The following is a 19,302-nucleotide window of genomic DNA, read 5'->3' as shown; positions in this document are numbered from 1 at the left end:
AATCGGCACCCACCTGTCAACTTTGACAGTATCGCTTTTTTTTTCATGAGCGTTTAATCCGCCCAAGGTCAGTTCGGCCTGCTGCGCGAAGAAGCGCCGATTCGGATGTTTGCCGCCCGCGTGGACTCTGGCTCAACACTTGTGAATATCGGCTACGTAGGTGGCAGGGAGTATTCCAGTGTTGTTTCGGATTACTCCTACATATCTGACGTAGGAAGTTTCTTAGGATTGCCGCCCCATCAGATACACGATCTGAAAAAGCACCGGCAGGTGGAGTTTTTGCCGATAGCCGACAGACTCAGGAGCGACCTTATGTACGTCAGACATTCCTTTTCATTTTCGCCGCTCGCACGCAAGCTCAAGCTTGCCACCTTTGCGCCGATGCTGTTGATCAGCCCGTGCGCGCTGGCACTTTCAACGATTGAAAATGGCGGTTCCAGAACCATCAACGAAACCACGGCGCAGGACAGTTGGTTGGTGCGAGGCGGTTCCAGTCTGACGGCCAACGGTGCCGCCACTAACCAGATTCGTGCCGAGAAGGGGTCGAAGCTTTCACTCAACGGCATGACGGCGACGGCCTTGGGTACAAGGAACGGCATTGAGCTGTCCACCAGTGAGGCGACCATTACCAATAGTCGGGTCATCAGTGATAGCACTGGATTGCGTCTGATCGCCACGGTCAACGGTGGCTCCACTGCACGGGTCAGCGCTAGCGAGATCACCGGCGGCCAGTTTGGTGCAAGCCTCAGTGCGCAATCGGAGCTGACGCTGGAGTCCGGCACCACAGTCACCGCCCGCAACGCTGACGGCATTGGTATTCAAAGCTTCGGCGGCAAGGTGCAGGCGACTGACAGCACGATCGTCGGCGGGCGCAATGGTGTCAGCCTGTTCACCGCGGGCGACCTGCCAGCGAACAACGCCCTGATTCTTGACAAGACCCATGTCGAGGGCCTGAGTGGCTCGGCCATTATTGTCAACGGCCAAACCCAAACCAACACCGAGCGGGCCAATATCACGGTCACAAACGGTTCTACGTTGAAAGGGGGAAACGGCACGCTGCTGGAAGTCACCAACGGTTCTGCAGCTAATTTCAACGTCAACAACAGCCATCTGGTCGGCGATATCGTCGTGGCCGACGGCAGCAGTGCCGACGTGTTGCTCGACCAGTCTGCAACACTGACCGGGCGCCTGGAAAACGTTCAGAACCTGGCGGTCAACAACGCTGCGCGTTGGGTGATGGTCGATGATGGCAGTGTCAAAAATCTTTCGCTCGACGGCGGTGGCGTCCAGTTCGGCAACCCTGGGCAGTATTTCAATCTCTCCGTGGAAACCCTGTCGGGTACGGGGGGAACGTTCTATATGCACAACGACTTCACCACTGGGCAGGTGGATACCCTGACCGTGTCTGGCAATGCCAGTGGCAACCATCTTGTCGCCCTCGACAGCCAGGGCACTGAACCGGTAGGGGCAGGCTCCAAGGCCGTGGTGAGTATCGGCTCGGGTGACGCCACCTTTGCCTTGGCCGGTGGTGCCGTGGACCTCGGGGCGTTTTCCTACGACCTGATCAAACAAGGCGACAACGACTGGGTCCTGGACACGGCCACACGGGCTATCAGCCCTGGTACACAATCGGTCATGGCGTTGTTCAACGCGGCCCCGACGGTCTGGTACGGTGAACTCAGCACGTTGCGCACCCGCATGGGCGAGGTGCGCATGGATCAGGGCAAGGCCGGTGGCTGGATCCGTGCCTATGGCAATAAATACAACGTGAGTGACAGCGCCAGCGTGGCCTACAAGCAAACCCAGCAAGGCATTTCGTTCGGTGCCGATGCGCCGCTGCCCATGGGCGACGGGCAATGGCTGGTCGGTGTGCTGGGCGGTTACAGCCAGTCCGACCTGGACATGAGCCGTGGCACGAGCGGTGAAGTCGACAGCTACTACCTGGGCGCCTATACCACCTGGCTGGACGCGCAGAGCGGCTATTACTTCGACGGTGTCGTCAAATACAACCGGTTCCAGAACGAATCCGACGTTCGACTCAGCGACGGCAAGAAAACCAAGGGCAATTACGACACTGACGGCATCGGTGCGTCGCTGGAGTTTGGGCGAAACATCAAGCTGGCGGATGACTACTTTGTCGAGCCCTACGCTCAACTGTCCGGTGTGATGATCGATGGCGCCGATTACGACCTGGACAACGGCCTGGCCGCCAAAGGTGATCGTGTTCATTCCTTGCTGGGTAAAGTCGGTACCACGGTGGGTCGCAACTTTACCTGGGCGCAAGGTAAAACGGTCCAGCCGTACCTGCGTGCCGCGTACGTACACGAGTTTGCCAAGAATAGCGATGTCGAGGTCAATGACAACCGTTTCAGTACCGACCTGTCGGGCTCTCGTGGCGAGTTGGGCGCGGGCGTGGCCATGGCGGTGACTGACAAGGTTTCCATGCATTTGGACCTTGATTACAGCAGTGGCGACAAGATCGAACAATCGTGGGGAGCCAATATGGGAGCGCGCTATAAATGGTGACCATACGCCGGTAGTGTGGCGTGCAAAGAACTAATCCACCGGCTGGCCAATATCTGAGTGACAGTAACCAGCCGGCGATGCGAGATTGAGTTTTCATTGAACGGCCGGACTTCGGCGGCTATTTTTTTTCCTGTGTCTGGCACTTGGCGAAGCACAACACCTGCGAGCTATGGAGGCCTATACCTCCCGAAAGCATCAGACCGTTCGGTTTACTAGCAAACCACGCGCAATGAAAAGAAAAGGTACTGAATAGCCGCTCTTGTAAAACACGGCCACTGGGGCGTCCCCATTCTGTTGGCTACTCAAGCAAGCGCCGCTGCTATGTTTGAATTTTTCGAAGGAGTCGAAATTATGGCGAAAGACTATTCATTATTGGAAGTTCTTGAAAGGATTTACCACAACCAGTTGGCCTTAGAGGCGGCTTTGATGGAGCTGACAGTCTGGGTGGAGCAGCGGGGCTCAGCTGAGATCGGAGGGAATGTTCGAGGAGCATTGGAGGCAATTGGTGATAGCGCGGGCCATATAAAACAGGGATTGGCTCGACTGAAGAATCTCAACATCGACTGAAAAAAAACGCCCATTGAACGAGCCTACCTTCCTTAGGTAAATGGCCTCAGGTTGATTGCCGCAGCGTAGATGCCAGGGTGTATTTGCACTTTGAGAGTCTGCCTGGTCGATGTAACAGGTGGGTAAATCATTCAGTGGGCGTTTCGTAGTTTGGTGTTTTCCGTGGACGACAGTCGGGTTGCCTTGCCTTCCCGAGGGTGCAGTGCGCGCTGTAAATGCTGGTGCAAGCCTTGCTCGATCTGGGTGATGAAGTGATCGGCACTTGCGGAGCGAAAGTGGTGCCGGTGGCGGAACGTCTGGAGAACAGCTTTCAGGTCGCCTCGGTGGACGTGGTGGCACTGATTACCCCCCCCCCAGACCAGTGCCATTTTGCTCAAAAGTCCGAACAATGCTTTCGGCGGCAATTTTCCGCTGAAGGTCTGGCTGGGACTGGACTGGCGTCGCTGTGAATTTGTTATGACCTGTGGCTAATCAGCGACGAGGTCTACAGCGACTTGCTATATGAGGTCCAGCAGCCCGGCGAGTTTGCCGGGAATGGCCGAGCGTATGGCGACGATCAATGACCTTTCGAAATCCCACACCATGAGCGGTTGGCGAGTGGGATGGGTGATCGGACCGAAACTTATATCCGAGCGTCTGGTGAATTTGTCGTTTTCATGCTGTTCGGCATTCCGGATTTCATTCAGAACGCTGCGTAGATGGACCTGGATGAAAATCTGCCGGAAGTGGCGTTGATGCGCGAAGAGTATCGCCAGCGCCGTGATCTGGTGTGTGCGAGCTTGAACCATTATCCGGGTATCCGGGCGATTCAGCCGGTTGGTGGTATGTTCGTGATGGCCGATGTGCTTCAGATCGGGTTGTCTGCCCAGCACTTCGCGGAGCGGCTGCTGGTAGGTTGTTGCTTGTCGGTACTGGCCGGTGAGGCGTTCGGGGCGAGCGCGATGGCGAATTTCGTTCGGCTTGGTGGTGGATTAGCGGGAACTCGCGGAATAGCTGATGGCCCGGTGGGCCTGGCGGATTTGCATTGCCTTTTCTGGCCTCATCGCGTGCAGTCTCGTTCCCACATTTGATCTGTGGCGCTCACAGATCTCCTGTGGGAGCGAACCTGCTCGCGATGGTTACTTACAGGCAACAAATCTCTCAGGCTTTCCACACCTGTATGTTCACCAGATTCTCCGGCCGCTCACCCGCCAGCGCCGCCAGCAGGTTGTCCACCGCACAGCGGGCCATGGCTTCCCGTGTTTCATGAGTCGCCGAGCCCATGTGCGGCGTCGCCACCACGTTGTTCAAATGCAATAACGGCGAATCAAGGTTCAACGGTTCGCGCTCAAACACATCCAGCCCCGCCGCGCGAATCTGTCCACTGCGCAACGCCTGGACCAACGCCGCTTCATGCACGACTTTTCCTCGGGAAATATTGATGAAGATGGTTTCCGGGCGCATCAGCGCAAATTCCTCGACACCGATCAACCCTTCGGTTTCGGCCGTCAGCGGCAAGGTCAGGCAAATGAAATCCGCTTGCTGCAACAGTTCGGGCAGGCTGCGGTATTGCGCGTTGAACCGTTTTTCGACCGCCGGTTTCGGCGAGTGGCTGTGATAGATCACCGGCATGCCGAAGCCGAAATGCCCGCGCTGGGCCAACGCTTCACCAATGCGTCCCATGCCGATGATGCCCAGGGTCTTGCCGTGTACGTCACTGCCGAAATGTGCGGGGCCGATGTTGCGGGTCCACTGGCCTTCGCGAACCATGTTCGCCAACTCCACCACGCGCCGCGCAGTGGCCAGGATCAGTGCGAAACCGGTGTCGGCGGTGGTTTCGGTGAGCACGTCCGGCGTGTTGCTGAGCAGGATGCGCCGCTCGGTAAGGTAATCGATGTCGTAGTTGTCGACGCCCACCGAAACGCTGGCGATGGCTTCAAGGTTGGGCGCCAGATCCAGCAGTTCGGCATCGAGTTTCAGGCTGGCACCGAGCAGACCGTGGGCATGGGGCAGGGCGTCGCGCAGTTTGCCGAGACCTTCGGCATCGAGGTTGTCGATCAGCGTCACATCGGTGTGCTCATGCAGGCGAGCCATGAGCAGCGGCGAGAGTTTCTTGTACAGGACGACCTGCTTTTTCATCTTCGTGATCTCAACTTCAATTCAGGAATGAGCCGTGAGGGGGCGCGCTACCGTGGGCCGCTCCCGGTCGCTGGCGCCGGGCTTGAGGAACACCGTGAGCACCACCGAAAGCATCAGCGCACCGCTCATCAACAGATAGGATGCGCCGGGCGAACCGGTGGAGCTGTTCAGGTAACCGACCAGATAAGAGCCGCCAAACGAACCGAGCGCGCCCATGCTGTTGATCAGCGCCATGGCACCGCCCGCGACGTTGGCCGGTAGGATTTCCGGGATGATCGCGAAGAACGGACCGTACGGCGCATACATGCACGCACCGGCAATCACCAGCAGGGTGTACGACCACCAGAAGTGTTCGGCGCCCAGCGCGTAGGAGCCGTAGAAAGCAATCGAGGCAATCAGCAGCGGCGGCCAGACGAAGCGTTTGCGCTTTTGCAGTTTGTCCGAACCCCAGGACACCAGCAGCATGCCGATCACCGCCGCCAGATAAGGCAGCGCCGACAGCCAGCCGGCCTCGACCATGTCCATCTGCGCGCCGGCCTTGAGGATCGACGGCAGCCACAACACGAAACCGTAGACACCGATGCTCCAGCAGAAAAACTGCAGCGCGAGGATGATCACTTTGGGTGAGCGAAACGCTTCGGCGTAGTTTTTCACTGCTTTGATGCCGACCTGTTCGGCCGCCAGTGCGCTTTCCAGATCCTGTTTTTCCTGATCGTTGAGCCACTTGGCCTGGGACGGACGATCATCCGCCAGACGCCACCAGATGAAGGCCCAGAGCACTGCCGGCAAACCTTCGACAATGAACATCCAGCGCCAGCTGTAATGCTGCACCAGATACCCCGAGACCACCGACATCCACAGCATGGTCACCGGGTTGCCGAGGATCAGGAAGGTGTTGGCCCTTGAGCGTTCGGCACGGGTGAACCAGTGGCACAGGTAGATCAGCATCGCCGGCATCACCGCGGCTTCGACCACGCCGAGCATGAAGCGGATGACGATCAGCCAGTAGGCGTTGGAGACGATCCCGGTCAACGTCGCCAGGCTGCCCCAGAGGATCAGGCTGACGAAAATCAGTTTCTTCACGCTGTGTTTCTGCGCGTAGATCGCCCCCGGCACCTGGAAGAAAAAGTAACCGAGGAAGAACAGCGCGCCGAGCATCGACGACAGGCCCGGTGTGATCATCAGGTCGGCGGCCATCCCGGAGGCGGCGGCAAAACCGTAGTTGGCGCGATCGAGGTACGCCAGGCTGTAGGTGATGAACACGATGGGCATGATGTACCACCAGCGGCGGGTGGCGAGCGTTGCGGTTTTCATGGGTGATGCTCCTGAGCTTGTTGTTTTTGTCGCAGCAGGTAACGGTTTAGATCTTCAGTGACTGTGCCGGCCTATTCGCGAGCAAGCCCGCTCCCACAGGGGATTTGTGTCGGACCTGGATCCAGTGTGGGAGCGGGCTTGCTCGCGAAGACGCCCTCGAATTCAATGGACATTTCGGATCTGCCGGGCAACCCCTCCATATCCCCCCGACTCTGCACCGCACGGCTGCCAATCCAGTTGGCCCGCCGCACGGCGTCGGCAAAGCTGTGGTTTTCCAGAAGTGCGCTGATCATGCCGACGGCAAATCCATCGCCGGCACCCACGGTGTCGACCACCGTTTGCACCGGTACACCGGCGACGAAACCTTGATCAAGATGCGTGCGGTAATAAGCACCGTGGGGGCCGAGCTTGATTGCCACGGCTTCGGCGCCCTGGTCGAGGTAGAACGCGGCGATGTCGGCCGGGTCTTCGAAGCCGGTGAGCAGGCGACCTTCGCTCAGCCCTGGCAATACCCAATGAGCGAGGGCGGCGAGGCGGTTGGTCTCGGTGATCATCAGTCGCTCGCTGGCCCACAGGCTCGGGCGCAGGTTGGGGTCGAACGACACGCTGCGCCCGGCATCGCGCATGCGGGTCATCAATTCGAAGGACATCTGCCGTGCCGTTTCCGACAACGCCGCAGGAATGCCGGTGGCGTGCAGATGGCGGGCCTTGAGCAAGTCGGGCACGATCGAATGCGACGACAAGTGACTGGCCGCCGAGCCACGGCGAAAGTACTCGACGACAGGATCGCTGCCATCGTCGGTGCGCGATTTGAGTTGGAAACCGGTGGGGTGCGCGGGGTCGATGTCGACGTGGCGGCAATCCAGGCCTTCCTTTTCCAGCGTGTCGATCACGAATCGGCCCAGGGAATCGGCGCCGACTCGGCTCAGCCATGCCACGTTGAAACCCAGGCGCGACAGGCCGATGGCGACGTTGCTGTCGGCGCCGGCAATGCGTTTGTGGAACGCGTTGACGCTGGCCAGGTCGCCGGTCTGCTCGGCAACGAACATCGCCATGGTTTCGCCGAACGAGAGGATATCGATCTCAGACATGAGCGTTCTCCAGCGACGATTGGCCGAGGTGGGCGAGGGCGGCGACATGCTCGGTTGTCAGCTGCACCAGGTCTTCGCCTTGCAGCGGGTATTCCGCGGCTCGCATAACGCCTTGGTCCATGTGCCGCAGCAGGTGTTCCCACTGTTGCAAGTCGCTGGCGGCGGGTGGGATGGCAACCAGTTTGCCGTCGGTACGGCGCGTCACCGCTTTACAGTGCACATAACCGACGTGCCGTCCGAGCAACCGCGCGGCGCTGGCGGCGGACTGATCCTGCCACTGCCAGTTACCGATATCGAAGGTCATTTTGATCGGCAGGTTGTGTTGCTCGACTTCATTGAAGAAACGCTGGAACGGTTCGATGCGGCCACCGTGCAGGGTCTGGTCGTTCTCCACCAGCAATTGCACCGCACTTTCGCCGAGCATGGGGGCGAGGCGTTGCAGGTCGCTGTTGTCGGTGAAGTAACCCAGCGATACTTTCAGCCATTTGGCGCCGAACATTTGGGCGCGTTGCAGTGCTGTCAGCAATTCGGGATTGGGTCTGGATTGACCGGCCAGCCACAGTTCCATCGGTGATGAGTAGACGCTTTCCAGGCCCTCGGCCTGAGTCGCGTCGGCTAGGTGCTCGGGGTTCTCAAAGGTCAGCAGCTCTTCGCGCCATTCGATGCGCGTGGCCCCGGCGGCGGCCAGTACTGCGATGAAACTGCCCTGGCCGCGCTGGCGCACCAGATCGGCGCCGTAGCTGGACAGGCTGATGGAAACGGCTGGTTTATTCATTGTTTTTCTACCTCTGAAACCGGTTTCATTTTTGTTCAAAAAAATATCAGTGAGTGATGTGTTGTTCTTTCGGGCCTCATCGCGGGCAAGCCCGCTCCCACAGTGTGTTGTGTCGTACATAAATGTTGTGTACCCCAGAAATTCCTGTAGGAGCGAGCTTGCTCGCGATGGGGCCAGCCCAGTCATCTGAAAACGCCAAGGGTCGACCCCCGCACAACCAGCTGCGGCGAAAAATCCAGAGTCCGCAACGCCCCGTCATCCCCCCGCAACCGCTTGAGCAGACACTCAAACGCACTCGCGCCAATCTCGGTGGTCGGCTGGGCGAGGGCAGTAATGCCACTTCCCACCAACGGATACCAATCCAGGTCATCCAGGGCTATCAGCCCCACGTCTTCAAACAGATTGCACTTGAGCTCACGCAAGGCATGAGTGCTGGCCAGCGCCGCGATCCCGTTCGCGCAAAACAGCGCTTTCGGACCGGGGCCTGGCGTGTCGAGGAAGTTTTTCAGGTGCGCAGTCAGTTCGTTGCCGGTCTCAATCATCGTGCCGCGCAGGGCCGGGCGCTTTGCGATCTGTGCCTTGAAACTGCTGACCCGCTCGATCCGCGAACTGGTGCCGTCAAACGGCTCTGTCACCAACAGCACGTCGCGATAGCCGCGTTCTTCAAGGTGGGCAAGGGCCATCTCGACAGCCGCCGGGTTATCCAGGCCGACCATGTCGCTCTCAAGGTGTTCGACTTTGCGGTCCACCAGCACCAGAGGCATTTCCCGGTGCAGTTCATGCAACTCGTCACGGTGATGGCCGAGGGTGTTCACGATCAGGCCTTCGATGTTGTACGAGCGCAGCAGGGCCAGGTGCTGGCGTTCCTGCTCGTCGTCGCGATCGGTGTTGCACACCACCAGGCTGTAGCCGTGTTGACGGCAGGCGGTTTCCACCCCGTGCATCACGGCAATCGAATATGGGTTGCGGATATCGGCCACCAGCATGCCGATCAGGCGGGTGCGCCCGCGTTTCAGGCCACGGGCCATCTGGTTCGGGCGATAACCCAGTTCGGCAATGGACTGTTCGATGCGCTGGGCAATGGCATCGGAGAGCAGGGCGCGGTCTTCGCCGATGAACCGCGAAACGCTGGCCTTGGAGACCTTGGCGTGTTCGGCCACGTCGAGCATGGTCACGCGGCTGCGCTGGGCGGCGGAGAAATCGTTCACGGTCTGAAACCTTCTTATTGGATTTATAAGGCAGAGCGCATGGCGCTGAAACCGGTTTCAGAAGACACCAGAAATGAATCCGTCGTCAAGTGTTCGATGAATCACAGGCCGACAAAAAACGACCAATGGAGCTCAGGCGAGCACGCTCAACCACGCCGAACCCAGCAACAACAGGCCCATGCAGCGGTTGAAGCGCTGCATCGCACGAGGTGAACGCAGCCAGCGACTGGAGCCGGCGCCGAGCACTGCCCAAGCTCCAAGACACGGCAGCGAGATCAGGAAAAACGCCAACGACAAATACATCACATGCACAAACCGGTCTTCACCCACCCCGGCAAACACGCTGACCACCGCTAGCGCCATCATCCAGGTTTTCGGGTTGATCCATTGCAGGCTCGCCGCGCCCAGCAAGCCGAGGCGCTTCTCGGCATTGTCGGCGGCAATGGCGGCAACCGGGGCGCGGAAGATTTGCCAGGCCAGATAACTCAGCCATGCCACGCCGGCCCACTGCATGAGCGTTTGCAGCGCAGGCCATTCGGTCAGCGAAGTCCCGGCACCAGTGCCCACCAACAACACCAATGTCGCAGCACTGGCACAGGCACCAAAAATGATCGGAACGGCAGCCATCAAGCCGAATCGGGCACTGTTGCTCAGCACCAGAATGTTGGTCGGGCCGGGGGTGATCGAGGCCACAAAGGCGAACAGCAGAAAGGGCAGCAACATCGGAAAAGAGGACAGCATCGCAGGCAAACTCCGGTGAAGATCATTGAAGTCGATCTTCACAAGCCGGGCGCTTATCTGTCTGGAAGATTTGAGCAACGCTTGCGGTACAGCGCTGGTGTCAGACCGTAGGCGCGCACGAACCAGCGACCCAGGTGACTCTGATCGGCAAAGCCCAATGTCATGGCCACGGTTGCAGGTTGCTCACCACGGGCCAGCAATCGACGCGCGGTGACCAGGCGCAACTGCACTAGATACGCGTGAGGTGCGATGCCGTAGGCGGCCTTGAACGCACGGGTCAGGCGAAAGCGGTCGACATCGGTGACGGCGGCCAGTTGGTCGAGGCCGATGTCGTATTGTGCGTTGGCGTGCAGATAGTCCCGGGCCTTTTGCGCAACCAGGGGCAGGCGCGGATCTTCGCCATAGCGAGTGCGCCAGTGCAGATGGCTGGTGAGGCGTTCGAGCAAGCCATCGAGCGCGGTCTGGCGAACGATCTTCATTTCACCACTGTGCAGCGTTTCAAACGCAAGGCTGGTGGCGTGGGTCAGGCGCGAATCGCTGGCCAGGGTGTTGGCGAAACTCAACTCGCTGTTGTCCGGCGCGTTGTCAAACACCGCGCCTAACTCACGCTGCAACCACTGTGGGTCGAGGTACAGCATGCGATAGGTAAAACCATCAGCGGTCGGCGCCTCACCGTCGTGGATGTCGCCCGGTTCCAGCAAAAACACCTTTCCCGGCGTGCTTTGGTGTCTCGCTCGTCGACAATTGAATTGCTGCACCCCTTGCTCGGTGACACCCACCAGATAGCTGTCATGCCAGTGCGGATCGTAGGCATGGCCCTCGAAATGCGCACGCAGGGTCTCGATGCCGGTATCGGCGTCCTGGGCCAGATCGAGCCAGTTGTGAGAAGTCATGCTGCACCTGCACGGCAGATTTACCGACCCATTTAACGCCGCGCCGAGGGTGGTGACTAGAACGTTTGTGCAGCTTTCAGTTGAACAGCCCGGCGGCGATGTTGATCGAGAACCCGAGAATGGCCGTGTTGAACAGGAAACCTATCAACGACTGCGCCAGCACGATCTTGCGCAAGTCACGAGTGGCCACGCCGACATCCGAGGTCTGCACCGCCACGCCGACGGTGAACGAGAAATACAGGAAGTCCCAATAATTGGGCGTTGTCAGGCCTTCAGCAAAACGCAACGCCGGCTCCTTACCTTCCCAGGTGTAAAACAGCCTCGCGTAATGCACGCTGAAAATCACCCCGATCAGCAGCCAGGAGCCTATCACCGTCAACGCGGTGAAGCCGTAGTGGAGGAGCTTGCGCGTGGTTTCCAGGTCTTTGCCGCCGGACAGTTCGAGGGTGATGGCTGCCAGACTGGCAATTGCCGCAACGCACACCACGAACAGCACCAGCCCGGCGTTCTCGTCCTCGATTTCGGCAATGCGTTTCACATCAGTCGCTTTCGAACGCACGACGAGCCAGGACATCAGGATCAGGTAAGTCCAGACCCCGGCATTCCAGCCGATGAGTATTTTGCCGATGACCGAATCGGCCGGAACCAGGATACCCGCTGCGATACCTAGCGTCGTGGCGGCGGACAGGCGAGGGTGGGTGTGGGTGAGGTAGGGCATGAAGACTCGATGGTTGGTACTTTGCAATCACCATAGCCCAGCGTGGTCGATCGTGACCACAATCCTTAGGCCAATGAAATCGAATGTGGGAGCGGGCTTGCTCGCGAAGGGGTCATCACATTCAACATCCATGTCGACTGAGCATCCGCCTTCGCGAGCAAGCCCGCTCCCACATTGGGTAGGTGTTGTTTGTTAAATTTCTTTATGTCGCCTGCGCACCAGCTTCATCACCACCACAAAAAACACCGGCACGAACACCACGGCCAGCGTCGCCGTGATCATCCCGCCGATCACCCCGGTGCCGATGGCCTGCTGGCTCGCCGAACTGGCGCCGGTGGCGATTGCCAACGGCACCACGCCAAGGATGAACGCCAACGAGGTCATGACAATCGGCCGCAACCGCAGGCGTGCCGCTTGCAGGGTCGCGTCGATCAGGTCGTGGCCGTCGTCGTACAGGCTCTTGGCGAACTCGATGATCAGGATCGCGTTCTTCGCCGACAGGCCGATGATGGTGATCAGCCCGACCTTGAAGAACACGTCGTTGGGCATCCCGCGCAAGGTCACGGCCAGCACCGCGCCGAGTACGCCCAGCGGCACCACCAGCAGCACCGAGGTGGGGATCGACCAGCTTTCGTACAACGCCGCCAGGCACAGGAACACGATCAACAGCGACAGCCCCAGCAGGATCGGCGCCTGGCTGCCGGACAACCGTTCCTGCAACGACAACCCGGTCCATTCCTGGCCCAGGCCCGCCGGGCCTTGCGCCACCAGCCGCTCGATCTCGGCCATGGCCTCGCCGGTGCTGTGGCCCGGGGTCGGTTCACCGGAAATGCTGATCGCCGGATAGCCGTTGTAGCGGGTCAACTGCGCCGGGCCCTGAGTCCATCTGGCCTGTACGAAGGCTGACAAGGGCACCATTTTTTCGTGGGTGTTACGCACGTGAATCTTCAGCAGGTCTTCCACCTGACTGCGCTGGTCGCCTTCGGCCTGCACCACGACGCGCTGCATCCGCCCCTGATTGGGGAAGTCATTGATGTAGGCCGAACCCACGGCCGTGGACAGCACGCCGCCAACATCGGCAAAGGACACGCCCAGCGCATTGGCCTGCTTGCGGTCGACGACCAGTTGCACCTGCGGTGCCTCGGCCAGGGCACTTTCGCGCACGTTCATCAGGATCGGGCTTTTTTCGGCTGCCGCGAGTAACTCGGTGCGCGCTTGCATCAACTTCTCATGGCCGAGACCACCGCGATCCTGCAGGCGGAACTCGAATCCGCTGGACGTACCCAGGCCATCCACGGGCGGCGGCAGTACGGCAAACGTCACCGCGTCCTTGATCTGGCTGAGGGCGACGTTGGCCCGGTCGGCAATCGAAGCCGCCGAGTCGTCGCTGCCTCGCTCGGACCAGTCTTTGAGCGTGCTGAACGCCAGCGCCGCATTCTGCCCGCTGCCAGAGAAGCTGAATCCGAGAATCACCACGCTGTCCCGAATGCCCGGTTCCCCGGCGTTGTACGCTTCAACCTGCTCGGCCACCTGCACCGTGCGATTCTTGCTCGCACCCGGTGGCAACTGGATGTCGGTGATGGTGTAACCCTGGTCTTCCACCGGCAGGAACGAGGAGGGCAAGCGACTGAAGGCCAAGCCCAGGCCGATCAGCAGCACGCCGTAGATCAGCAGGTAGCGCCCGGTCCGTTTCAACGCATAGGCGACCCAGCCCTGATAGCGCTCGGTCAGTTGTTCGAAGCGACGGTTGAACCAGCCGAAGAACCCGGTCTTTTCGTGGTGCTCGCCTTTGGCAATCGGCTTGAGCAGTGTCGCGCACAGGGCCGGGGTCAAGGTCAGGGCGAGGAAGGCCGAGAACAGGATCGAGGTGGCCATCGACAGCGAGAACTGCTGGTAAATCACCCCGACCGAGCCTTGCATGAACGCCATCGGAATGAACACCGCGACCAGCACCAGAGTGATGCCGACGATGGCCCCGGTGATCTGCTGCATGGCCTTGCGCGTGGCTTCCTTGGGCGACAAACCCTCGGTGGCCATGATTCGCTCGACGTTTTCCACCACCACGATGGCGTCGTCCACCAGAATGCCGATGGCCAGCACCATGCCGAACATGGTCAGCACGTTGATCGAAAACCCCAGCGCCAGCATTGTCGCAAAGGTGCCCATCAGCGCCACCGGCACCACCAGCGTCGGAATCAGCGTGTAGCGGATGTTCTGCAGGAACAGGAACATTACGGCGAACACCAGCAGCATCGCCTCGAAGAGGGTGTAGACCACTTTGGTGATCGAGACCTTGACGAAGGGGGAGGTGTCGTACGGTATCGAGTACTCGACGTTCGCCGGGAAATAGCGCTTGAGTTCGTCCATCTTCGCCCGCACCAGGGTTGCGGTGTTCAGGGCGTTGGCGCCGGGCGACAGTTGCACTGCGACGGCGGTGGACGGTTTGCCGTTCAGGCGCGTGGAAAACTGGTATTCCTGGCTACCGATCTCGACCCGCGCCACATCGCTGATGCGCACGGTCGAGCCGTCCGGGTTGGCCTTGAGGACAATGTCGGCAAACTCTTCGGGGGTCGACAACTGGCCCTTGACCAGAATGGTCGCGGTGATTTCCTGGGTGGTGCGGGTTGGCAGGTCACCGATGCTGCCGGCCGATACCTGGGCGTTTTGCGCAACGATGGCGGTGTTGACGTCCGCCGGCGTCAGGTTGAAGGCGAGCAGCTTCTGCGGGTCGATCCAGATCCGCATCGCCCGTTCGGCGCCGTACAGCTGCGCCTTGCCGACACCGTCCAGACGCTTGACCTCGTTCATCACGTTGCGCGCCAGGTAGTCGCTGAGCGCCACGTCGTCGAGCTTGCCATCGCTGGAGGTCAGGGTGATCAGCAGCAGGAAACCGGAGGAGACTTTCTCCACCTGCAAACCTTGCTGGATGACCGCTTGTGGCAGGCGAGATTCCACGGCTTTCAGGCGGTTCTGCACATCCACCTGAGCCAGTTCCGGGTTGGTGCCCGGCTGGAAGGTGGCCTTGATGGTGGCGCTGCCCAGGCTGCTCTGGGATTCGAAATACAACAGGTGATCGGCGCCGTTGAGCTCTTCCTCGATCAGGCTGACCACGCTCTCGTCCACGGTTTGCGCCGAAGCGCCGGGGTACACGGCGTAGATTTCGATTTGTGGCGGTGCAACATCGGGGTATTGCGCCACCGGCAATTGCGGAATGGCCAGCGCACCGGCCAGCAGGATGAACAGGGCAACCACCCAGGCGAACACCGGGCGGTCGATAAAGAACTGCGGCATAAAAAAGCGTCCTGCTTACTGACCAGTCGCCTGGGCAAGTGGAAGAGGGGTGTCGTCGATTTGCACTTTCTCGCCGGGGCGGGCGTGCTGCAGCCCTTCGATGACGATGCGGTCGCCTGCCTTCAGGCCGCCGGTGACGATCCAGCGATCGTTCTGCACGGCACCCAGTTCGACCGGTTGCTGCCCGACCCGCTGTTCGGCGTCGAGCAGCAGCACCTGGGCGATGCCGGCGCTGTCGCGCTGGATGGCCCGTTGCGGCACGCTGATGCCCTGCTGGTTGACCGCTTGTTCCAGGCGTACGCGCACGAAACTGCCGGGCAGCAAGTCGAGGTCGGGGTTGGGGAACTCGCTGCGCAGAATGATCTGGCCGGTGCCCGGGTCGACGGTGATGTCGCTGAACAGCATTTTGCCCGGCAGCGGATAGAGGCTGCCGTCATCCTGAATCAACGTGGCTTTTGCCTGGTCCTGGCCGACCTGTTGCAACTGGCCGGAACGGAAGGCGCGGCGCAGTTCGTTGAGTTCTCGGGTGGACTGGGTCAGGTCGGCATGAATCGGGTTCAGTTGCTGAATCAGCGCCAGGGGCGTGGTTTCGTTTTGCCCGACCAGTGCGCCTTCGGTGACCAGTGCGCGACCGATACGCCCGGAAATCGGCGCGGTGACCGTGGCGTAACCGAGGTTCAACCGGGCGCGTTCCACCGCCGCCTTGTTGCCGGCGACGTCGGCAGCGGTCTGCCGGGCGTTGGCCCGGGCGTTGTCGTAGTCCTGGCCGCTGATGGCCTTGTCGTCGATCAACCGGGCGTAGCGCTGTTCCTGCAATCTGGCCTGGAACGCGTTGGCTTCAGCCTTGCGCAGCGCGGCTTCGGCGCTGTCCAGGTCAGCCTTGAACGGCGCCGGGTCGATGCGGAACAACACTTCGCCCTGTTTCACGTCACTGCCTTCACGGAAGGTGCGCTGCAAGACAACGCCAGCCACCCGGGCACGCACTTCGGCCATGCGCGGTGCGGCAATCCGCCCGCTCAGTTCACTGCTGATGGTCAGTGGCCGCGCTTCGATGGTCTCGATGCGAACCGTGGCCAGCGGCGCCTGTTCCTCGGCATTCGAGGACTTGTCACACGCGCCCAGTGTCAACGCCAGTGCAATCAGGCTGAGCCTGGCAAGCAGATTCTTCGACATGTAATACCCCAATAAAGACCCCCAGCATCCTACTGGGCGAAGGCGAGGGTAGCGGTGAAGCTTTGTTGGTGCTGTGTGAAATTGTGTAAGGGTTTTACTCAGGTGTGCGTGAGGGCGTATATCCTGCAGTCCTTGATTTCTATTGCGCCGGATAGATTGCCATCGCGAGCAAGCTCGCTCCCACAGTGGCCGGTGGTTTTCATATCATTTGTGGTCACCTCAAATCCCTGTGGGAGCGGGCTTGCTCGCGAAGAGGCCGGTGCAGACGCCAAAGTACTTTCTGGAAACACCCCATGCCCAACATCCTCCTGGTCGAAGACGACACCGCCCTCGCCGAACTGATTGCCAGTTACCTGGAACGCAACGGTTATTCCGTCAGCGTGATCGGCCGCGGTGACCACGTGCGCGAACGTGCGCGGCTCAATCCGCCGGACCTGGTGATCCTCGACTTGATGCTGCCCGGCCTCGACGGCTTGCAAGTCTGTCGCCTGCTGCGCGCCGATTCGGCGACCCTGCCGATCCTGATGCTCACCGCCCGCGACGACAGCCACGACCAGGTCCTGGGCCTGGAAATGGGGGCCGACGACTACGTCACCAAACCCTGCGAGCCGCGGGTGCTGCTGGCCCGGGTGCGGACCTTGTTGCGCCGCAGCAGCCTCAGCGAGCCGCAGACTGCCAACGACCGCATTCTGATGGGCAACCTGTGCATCGACTTGTCCGAGCGTACCGTCACCTGGCGCGGGCAATTGGTGGAGTTGTCCAGCGGTGAGTACAACCTGCTGGTGGTGCTGGCCCGGCATGCCGGTGAGGTGTTGAGCCGCGACCAGATCCTGCAACGCTTGCGCGGCATCGAATTCAATGGCACCGACCGTTCGGTGGACGTGGCGATTTCCAAGCTGCGACGCAAGTTCGACGACCACGCCGGCGAGGCGCGCAAGATCAAGACCGTGTGGGGCAAGGGTTACCTGTTCAGCCGTTCCGAGTGGGAATGCTGAGCCGATGTTCAGAATCCTCTTTCGTTTGTACCTGGTGACCATCGTCTCGTTCAGCGCGGCGATCTATCTGGTGCCGGATCTGGTGGTCAAGGTGTTCCAGGAGCGCTTTGTCACCTACAACCTTGATTACTCGCGAGGGCTGCAAACGCTGATCGTCAAACAGTTCCATGGGGTCCCGGCCGAACAGTGGCCGGCGCTGGCCGCTGAAATGGACAAGGACTTCTCGCCTCTGCACATCGTGCTCAGCAGCAATGACGACAGCAGCCTGACGCCCGATGAACAGCAGCGCTTGCGCCGCGGCGAGAACGTCGTGCGCGTTGGCGACTGGGGCTGGCGCACGCTGGCGGTCGCGCCGCTGAATGAGCGCACCGTGGTGCAAATGGTCGTGCCACCGGATCCGCTGGACGTCAATCTGTTGTACTGGAGCATCAACGTCCTGATCGGCGCGACCATGCTCGCGTGCCTGTTGTTGTGGCTGCGCCCGCACTGGCGTGACCTGGAGCGCCTCAAGGGCGCCGCCGAACGCTTTGGCAAGGGCCACTTGGGCGAGCGCACGCAAATTTCCCCGAGTTCCAACATCGGTAGCCTGGCCAGTGTGTTCGACACCATGGCCGGCGACATCGAGAACCTGCTCAACCAGCAGCGAGACCTGCTCAATGCGGTGTCCCACGAGTTGCGCACGCCGCTGACGCGCCTGGATTTCGGCCTGGCGCTGGCTCTGTCCGACGACTTGCCGGCGGCCAGCCGCGAGCGCTTGCAAAGCCTGGTGGCGCACATTCGGGAACTCGATGAATTGGTGCTGGAGCTGCTGTCCTACAGCCGCCTGCAAAACCCGGCGCGGCTGCCGGAGCAGGTCGAAGTGTCGATGGATGAATTCATCGACAGCATTCTCGGCAGCGTCGACGAAGAAATGGAGTCTCCGCAAATCGTCATCGACGTGTTGCTCCACGGCCAGCTCGAACGCTTCAGCCTGGACCCGCGCCTGACCGCCCGAGCCCTGCAAAACCTGCTGCGCAACGCCATGCGCTATTGCGAAAAGCGTATTCAGATCGGTGTGCAGGTCTATGCCAGTGGCTGTGAAATCTGGGTCGACGATGATGGCATCGGCATTCCGGATGACGAGCGCGAGCGGATCTTCGAACCTTTCTACCGCCTCGACCGCAGCCGCGACCGCGCCACGGGTGGTTTCGGACTGGGGCTGGCGATCAGCCGCCGTGCACTGGAAGCCCAGGGCGGCACATTGACGGTGGAAGCCTCGCCGCTGGGCGGGGCTCGGTTTCGTTTGTGGTTGCCGGCTTCGGCCTGACGCGCTTCGCAGGCGCTACCGCAGCGCCTGCGTTGAGCCAAGGATTCTCAGGTGCTCAGGCGACTACGCAACAGTTTCGCCATCTCCTCCAGGTCCGCCATCGGCTGATGCCCGATCAGCATCCAGGCGTGTTCCATGTCGGCCCAATACACGATGTTCAGCTCGCGCCGCTGTTCCCGGGCGAAATGGCGACTGCCGCTGTTGGAGCGGGTAACACACAGCGCCATGGGGCCATGGGCCGGATCGAGGTAGGTGATCTGGGCGATGGGTGCACCGTCATACTCGAGGATTTGCGCGCGCTTGAACTCGGCACGGGGCAGGGTCAGTTTTGCCGGCGCGAGGTTGAGGCCCAGACGCGCATCGATCGTGCGCAGTTGTGCCCGTTGGGCTGCTTCATCGCCGGGCAGGTGATCCAGGGTTTCCGGCACATAGAGCGCCATGTAATCGGCCACCAGGCCGCGCCAGCTATGTGACTGTTGGCTCGCTTGCCAGCCGAGGAACAAACGGTCCGCCAGTACGCCGCCAGCCAACAGCCCGGCCGCGGCGGCCAGGAACCAGCGTCGATTGAGCCCGGGGCGGGCGGGTG

At 60.7% G+C, this 19,302-nt stretch carries 15 protein-coding genes and 1 pseudogene; 5 read left to right on the top strand and 11 right to left on the bottom strand.

The features are described 5' to 3' along the window. Window positions 1-312 precede the first annotated feature (312 nt). The 3 genes and pseudogenes from KGB20_RS11440 to KGB20_RS11430 form a co-directional block, all read left to right on the top strand. The gene (locus KGB20_RS11440; RefSeq protein WP_191626116.1) at window positions 313-2,526 is read left to right on the top strand and encodes an autotransporter outer membrane beta-barrel domain-containing protein; all 2,214 of its coding nucleotides are present in this window, start codon (window positions 313-315) and stop codon (window positions 2,524-2,526) included. Between the two features lie 351 nt (window positions 2,527-2,877). Beyond that, window positions 2,878-3,093 (top strand): hypothetical protein, encoded by a 216-nt coding sequence (locus tag KGB20_RS11435; protein WP_154947672.1) that lies wholly within the window; start codon window positions 2,878-2,880, stop codon window positions 3,091-3,093. A 182-nt stretch (window positions 3,094-3,275) separates the two neighbouring features. Then, window positions 3,276-4,058: pseudogene (locus tag KGB20_RS11430) on the top strand (pyridoxal phosphate-dependent aminotransferase); the annotation flags it as partial. Between the two features lie 175 nt (window positions 4,059-4,233). Here the strand turns inward: KGB20_RS11430 and KGB20_RS11425 are convergent. The 10 genes from KGB20_RS11425 to KGB20_RS11380 form a co-directional block, all read right to left on the bottom strand. Next, the gene (locus tag KGB20_RS11425) at window positions 4,234-5,211 is read right to left on the bottom strand and encodes a 2-hydroxyacid dehydrogenase (RefSeq protein WP_150814052.1); all 978 of its coding nucleotides are present in this window, start codon (window positions 5,209-5,211) and stop codon (window positions 4,234-4,236) included. 21 nt (window positions 5,212-5,232) lie between these two features. Then, the gene (locus KGB20_RS11420; RefSeq protein ID WP_057714686.1) at window positions 5,233-6,525 is read right to left on the bottom strand and encodes an MFS transporter; all 1,293 of its coding nucleotides are present in this window, start codon (window positions 6,523-6,525) and stop codon (window positions 5,233-5,235) included. 71 nt (window positions 6,526-6,596) lie between these two features. Next, entirely contained in the window at window positions 6,597-7,616 is a 1,020-nt protein-coding gene (locus tag KGB20_RS11415) for a sugar kinase (protein ID WP_150814051.1), read from the bottom strand. Then, the gene (locus KGB20_RS11410) at window positions 7,609-8,391 is read right to left on the bottom strand and encodes a sugar phosphate isomerase/epimerase family protein (RefSeq protein WP_150814050.1); all 783 of its coding nucleotides are present in this window, start codon (window positions 8,389-8,391) and stop codon (window positions 7,609-7,611) included. The genes KGB20_RS11415 and KGB20_RS11410 overlap by 8 nt, the downstream gene beginning before the upstream one ends. 182 nt (window positions 8,392-8,573) lie before the next feature. Further along, window positions 8,574-9,599 carry a LacI family DNA-binding transcriptional regulator gene (locus KGB20_RS11405; protein WP_150814049.1) on the bottom strand — a complete coding sequence of 342 codons (1,026 nt, stop codon included), beginning with the start codon at window positions 9,597-9,599 and terminating at the stop codon, window positions 8,574-8,576. A 132-nt stretch (window positions 9,600-9,731) separates the two neighbouring features. Beyond that, window positions 9,732-10,340 (bottom strand): LysE family translocator, encoded by a 609-nt coding sequence (locus tag KGB20_RS11400; RefSeq protein WP_150814048.1) that lies wholly within the window; start codon window positions 10,338-10,340, stop codon window positions 9,732-9,734. A gap of 53 nt (window positions 10,341-10,393) precedes the next feature. Continuing rightward, window positions 10,394-11,233 carry an AraC family transcriptional regulator gene (locus KGB20_RS11395; RefSeq protein ID WP_154947671.1) on the bottom strand — a complete coding sequence of 280 codons (840 nt, stop codon included), beginning with the start codon at window positions 11,231-11,233 and terminating at the stop codon, window positions 10,394-10,396. Between the two features lie 76 nt (window positions 11,234-11,309). Next, entirely contained in the window at window positions 11,310-11,951 is a 642-nt protein-coding gene (locus tag KGB20_RS11390) for a DUF1345 domain-containing protein (protein WP_150814046.1), read from the bottom strand. 192 nt (window positions 11,952-12,143) lie between these two features. Then, window positions 12,144-15,242: an efflux RND transporter permease subunit gene (locus tag KGB20_RS11385; RefSeq protein ID WP_154947670.1), complete on the bottom strand. Its 3,099-nt coding sequence runs from the start codon at window positions 15,240-15,242 to the stop codon at window positions 12,144-12,146. Between the two features lie 15 nt (window positions 15,243-15,257). Further along, entirely contained in the window at window positions 15,258-16,415 is a 1,158-nt protein-coding gene (locus tag KGB20_RS11380) for an efflux RND transporter periplasmic adaptor subunit (RefSeq protein ID WP_150814044.1), read from the bottom strand. 293 nt (window positions 16,416-16,708) lie between these two features. Between KGB20_RS11380 and KGB20_RS11375 the strand changes: the two genes are divergently transcribed. Together KGB20_RS11375 and KGB20_RS11370 are read left to right on the top strand one after the other, a co-directional pair. Continuing rightward, on the top strand, window positions 16,709-17,410 hold the full coding sequence (locus tag KGB20_RS11375; RefSeq protein WP_057714693.1) for a response regulator transcription factor: 702 nt from the start codon (window positions 16,709-16,711) through the stop codon (window positions 17,408-17,410). A 4-nt stretch (window positions 17,411-17,414) separates the two neighbouring features. Continuing rightward, window positions 17,415-18,716, top strand: coding sequence for an ATP-binding protein (locus tag KGB20_RS11370; RefSeq protein WP_154909131.1), 1,302 nt, complete (start codon window positions 17,415-17,417; stop codon window positions 18,714-18,716). Between the two features lie 47 nt (window positions 18,717-18,763). Here KGB20_RS11370 and KGB20_RS11365 read toward each other — a convergent pair. After that, window positions 18,764-19,302 (bottom strand): transcriptional regulator (locus tag KGB20_RS11365; protein WP_223509815.1); only part of this gene is annotated, 539 nt, incomplete at its 5' end.

It is taken from the genome of Pseudomonas sp. BF-R-30, assembly GCF_019956175.1.
Lineage (GTDB): Bacteria > Pseudomonadota > Gammaproteobacteria > Pseudomonadales > Pseudomonadaceae > Aquipseudomonas > Aquipseudomonas jessenii.
Note: the sequence above shows the minus strand (reverse complement) of the source record. Positions and strands in the feature narration are given on the sequence as shown.

Bases quoted from the DNA above. Each gene is read 5' to 3' on its own strand.
- KGB20_RS11440 (WP_191626116.1), top strand. From the start codon at position 313: ATGTACGTCAGACATTCCTTTTCATTTTCGCCGCTCGCACGCAAGCTC.
- KGB20_RS11435 (WP_154947672.1), top strand. From the start codon at position 2,878: ATGGCGAAAGACTATTCATTATTGGAAGTTCTTGAAAGGATTTACCAC.
- KGB20_RS11425 (WP_150814052.1), bottom strand. From the start codon at position 5,211: ATGAAAAAGCAGGTCGTCCTGTACAAGAAACTCTCGCCGCTGCTCATG.
- KGB20_RS11420 (WP_057714686.1), bottom strand. From the start codon at position 6,525: ATGAAAACCGCAACGCTCGCCACCCGCCGCTGGTGGTACATCATGCCC.
- KGB20_RS11415 (WP_150814051.1), bottom strand. From the start codon at position 7,616: ATGTCTGAGATCGATATCCTCTCGTTCGGCGAAACCATGGCGATGTTC.
- KGB20_RS11410 (WP_150814050.1), bottom strand. From the start codon at position 8,391: ATGAATAAACCAGCCGTTTCCATCAGCCTGTCCAGCTACGGCGCCGAT.
- KGB20_RS11400 (WP_150814048.1), bottom strand. From the start codon at position 10,340: ATGCTGTCCTCTTTTCCGATGTTGCTGCCCTTTCTGCTGTTCGCCTTT.
- KGB20_RS11395 (WP_154947671.1), bottom strand. From the start codon at position 11,233: ATGACTTCTCACAACTGGCTCGATCTGGCCCAGGACGCCGATACCGGC.
- KGB20_RS11390 (WP_150814046.1), bottom strand. From the start codon at position 11,951: ATGCCCTACCTCACCCACACCCACCCTCGCCTGTCCGCCGCCACGACG.
- KGB20_RS11385 (WP_154947670.1), bottom strand. From the start codon at position 15,242: ATGCCGCAGTTCTTTATCGACCGCCCGGTGTTCGCCTGGGTGGTTGCC.
- KGB20_RS11380 (WP_150814044.1), bottom strand. From the start codon at position 16,415: ATGTCGAAGAATCTGCTTGCCAGGCTCAGCCTGATTGCACTGGCGTTG.
- KGB20_RS11375 (WP_057714693.1), top strand. From the start codon at position 16,709: ATGCCCAACATCCTCCTGGTCGAAGACGACACCGCCCTCGCCGAACTG.
- KGB20_RS11370 (WP_154909131.1), top strand. From the start codon at position 17,415: ATGTTCAGAATCCTCTTTCGTTTGTACCTGGTGACCATCGTCTCGTTC.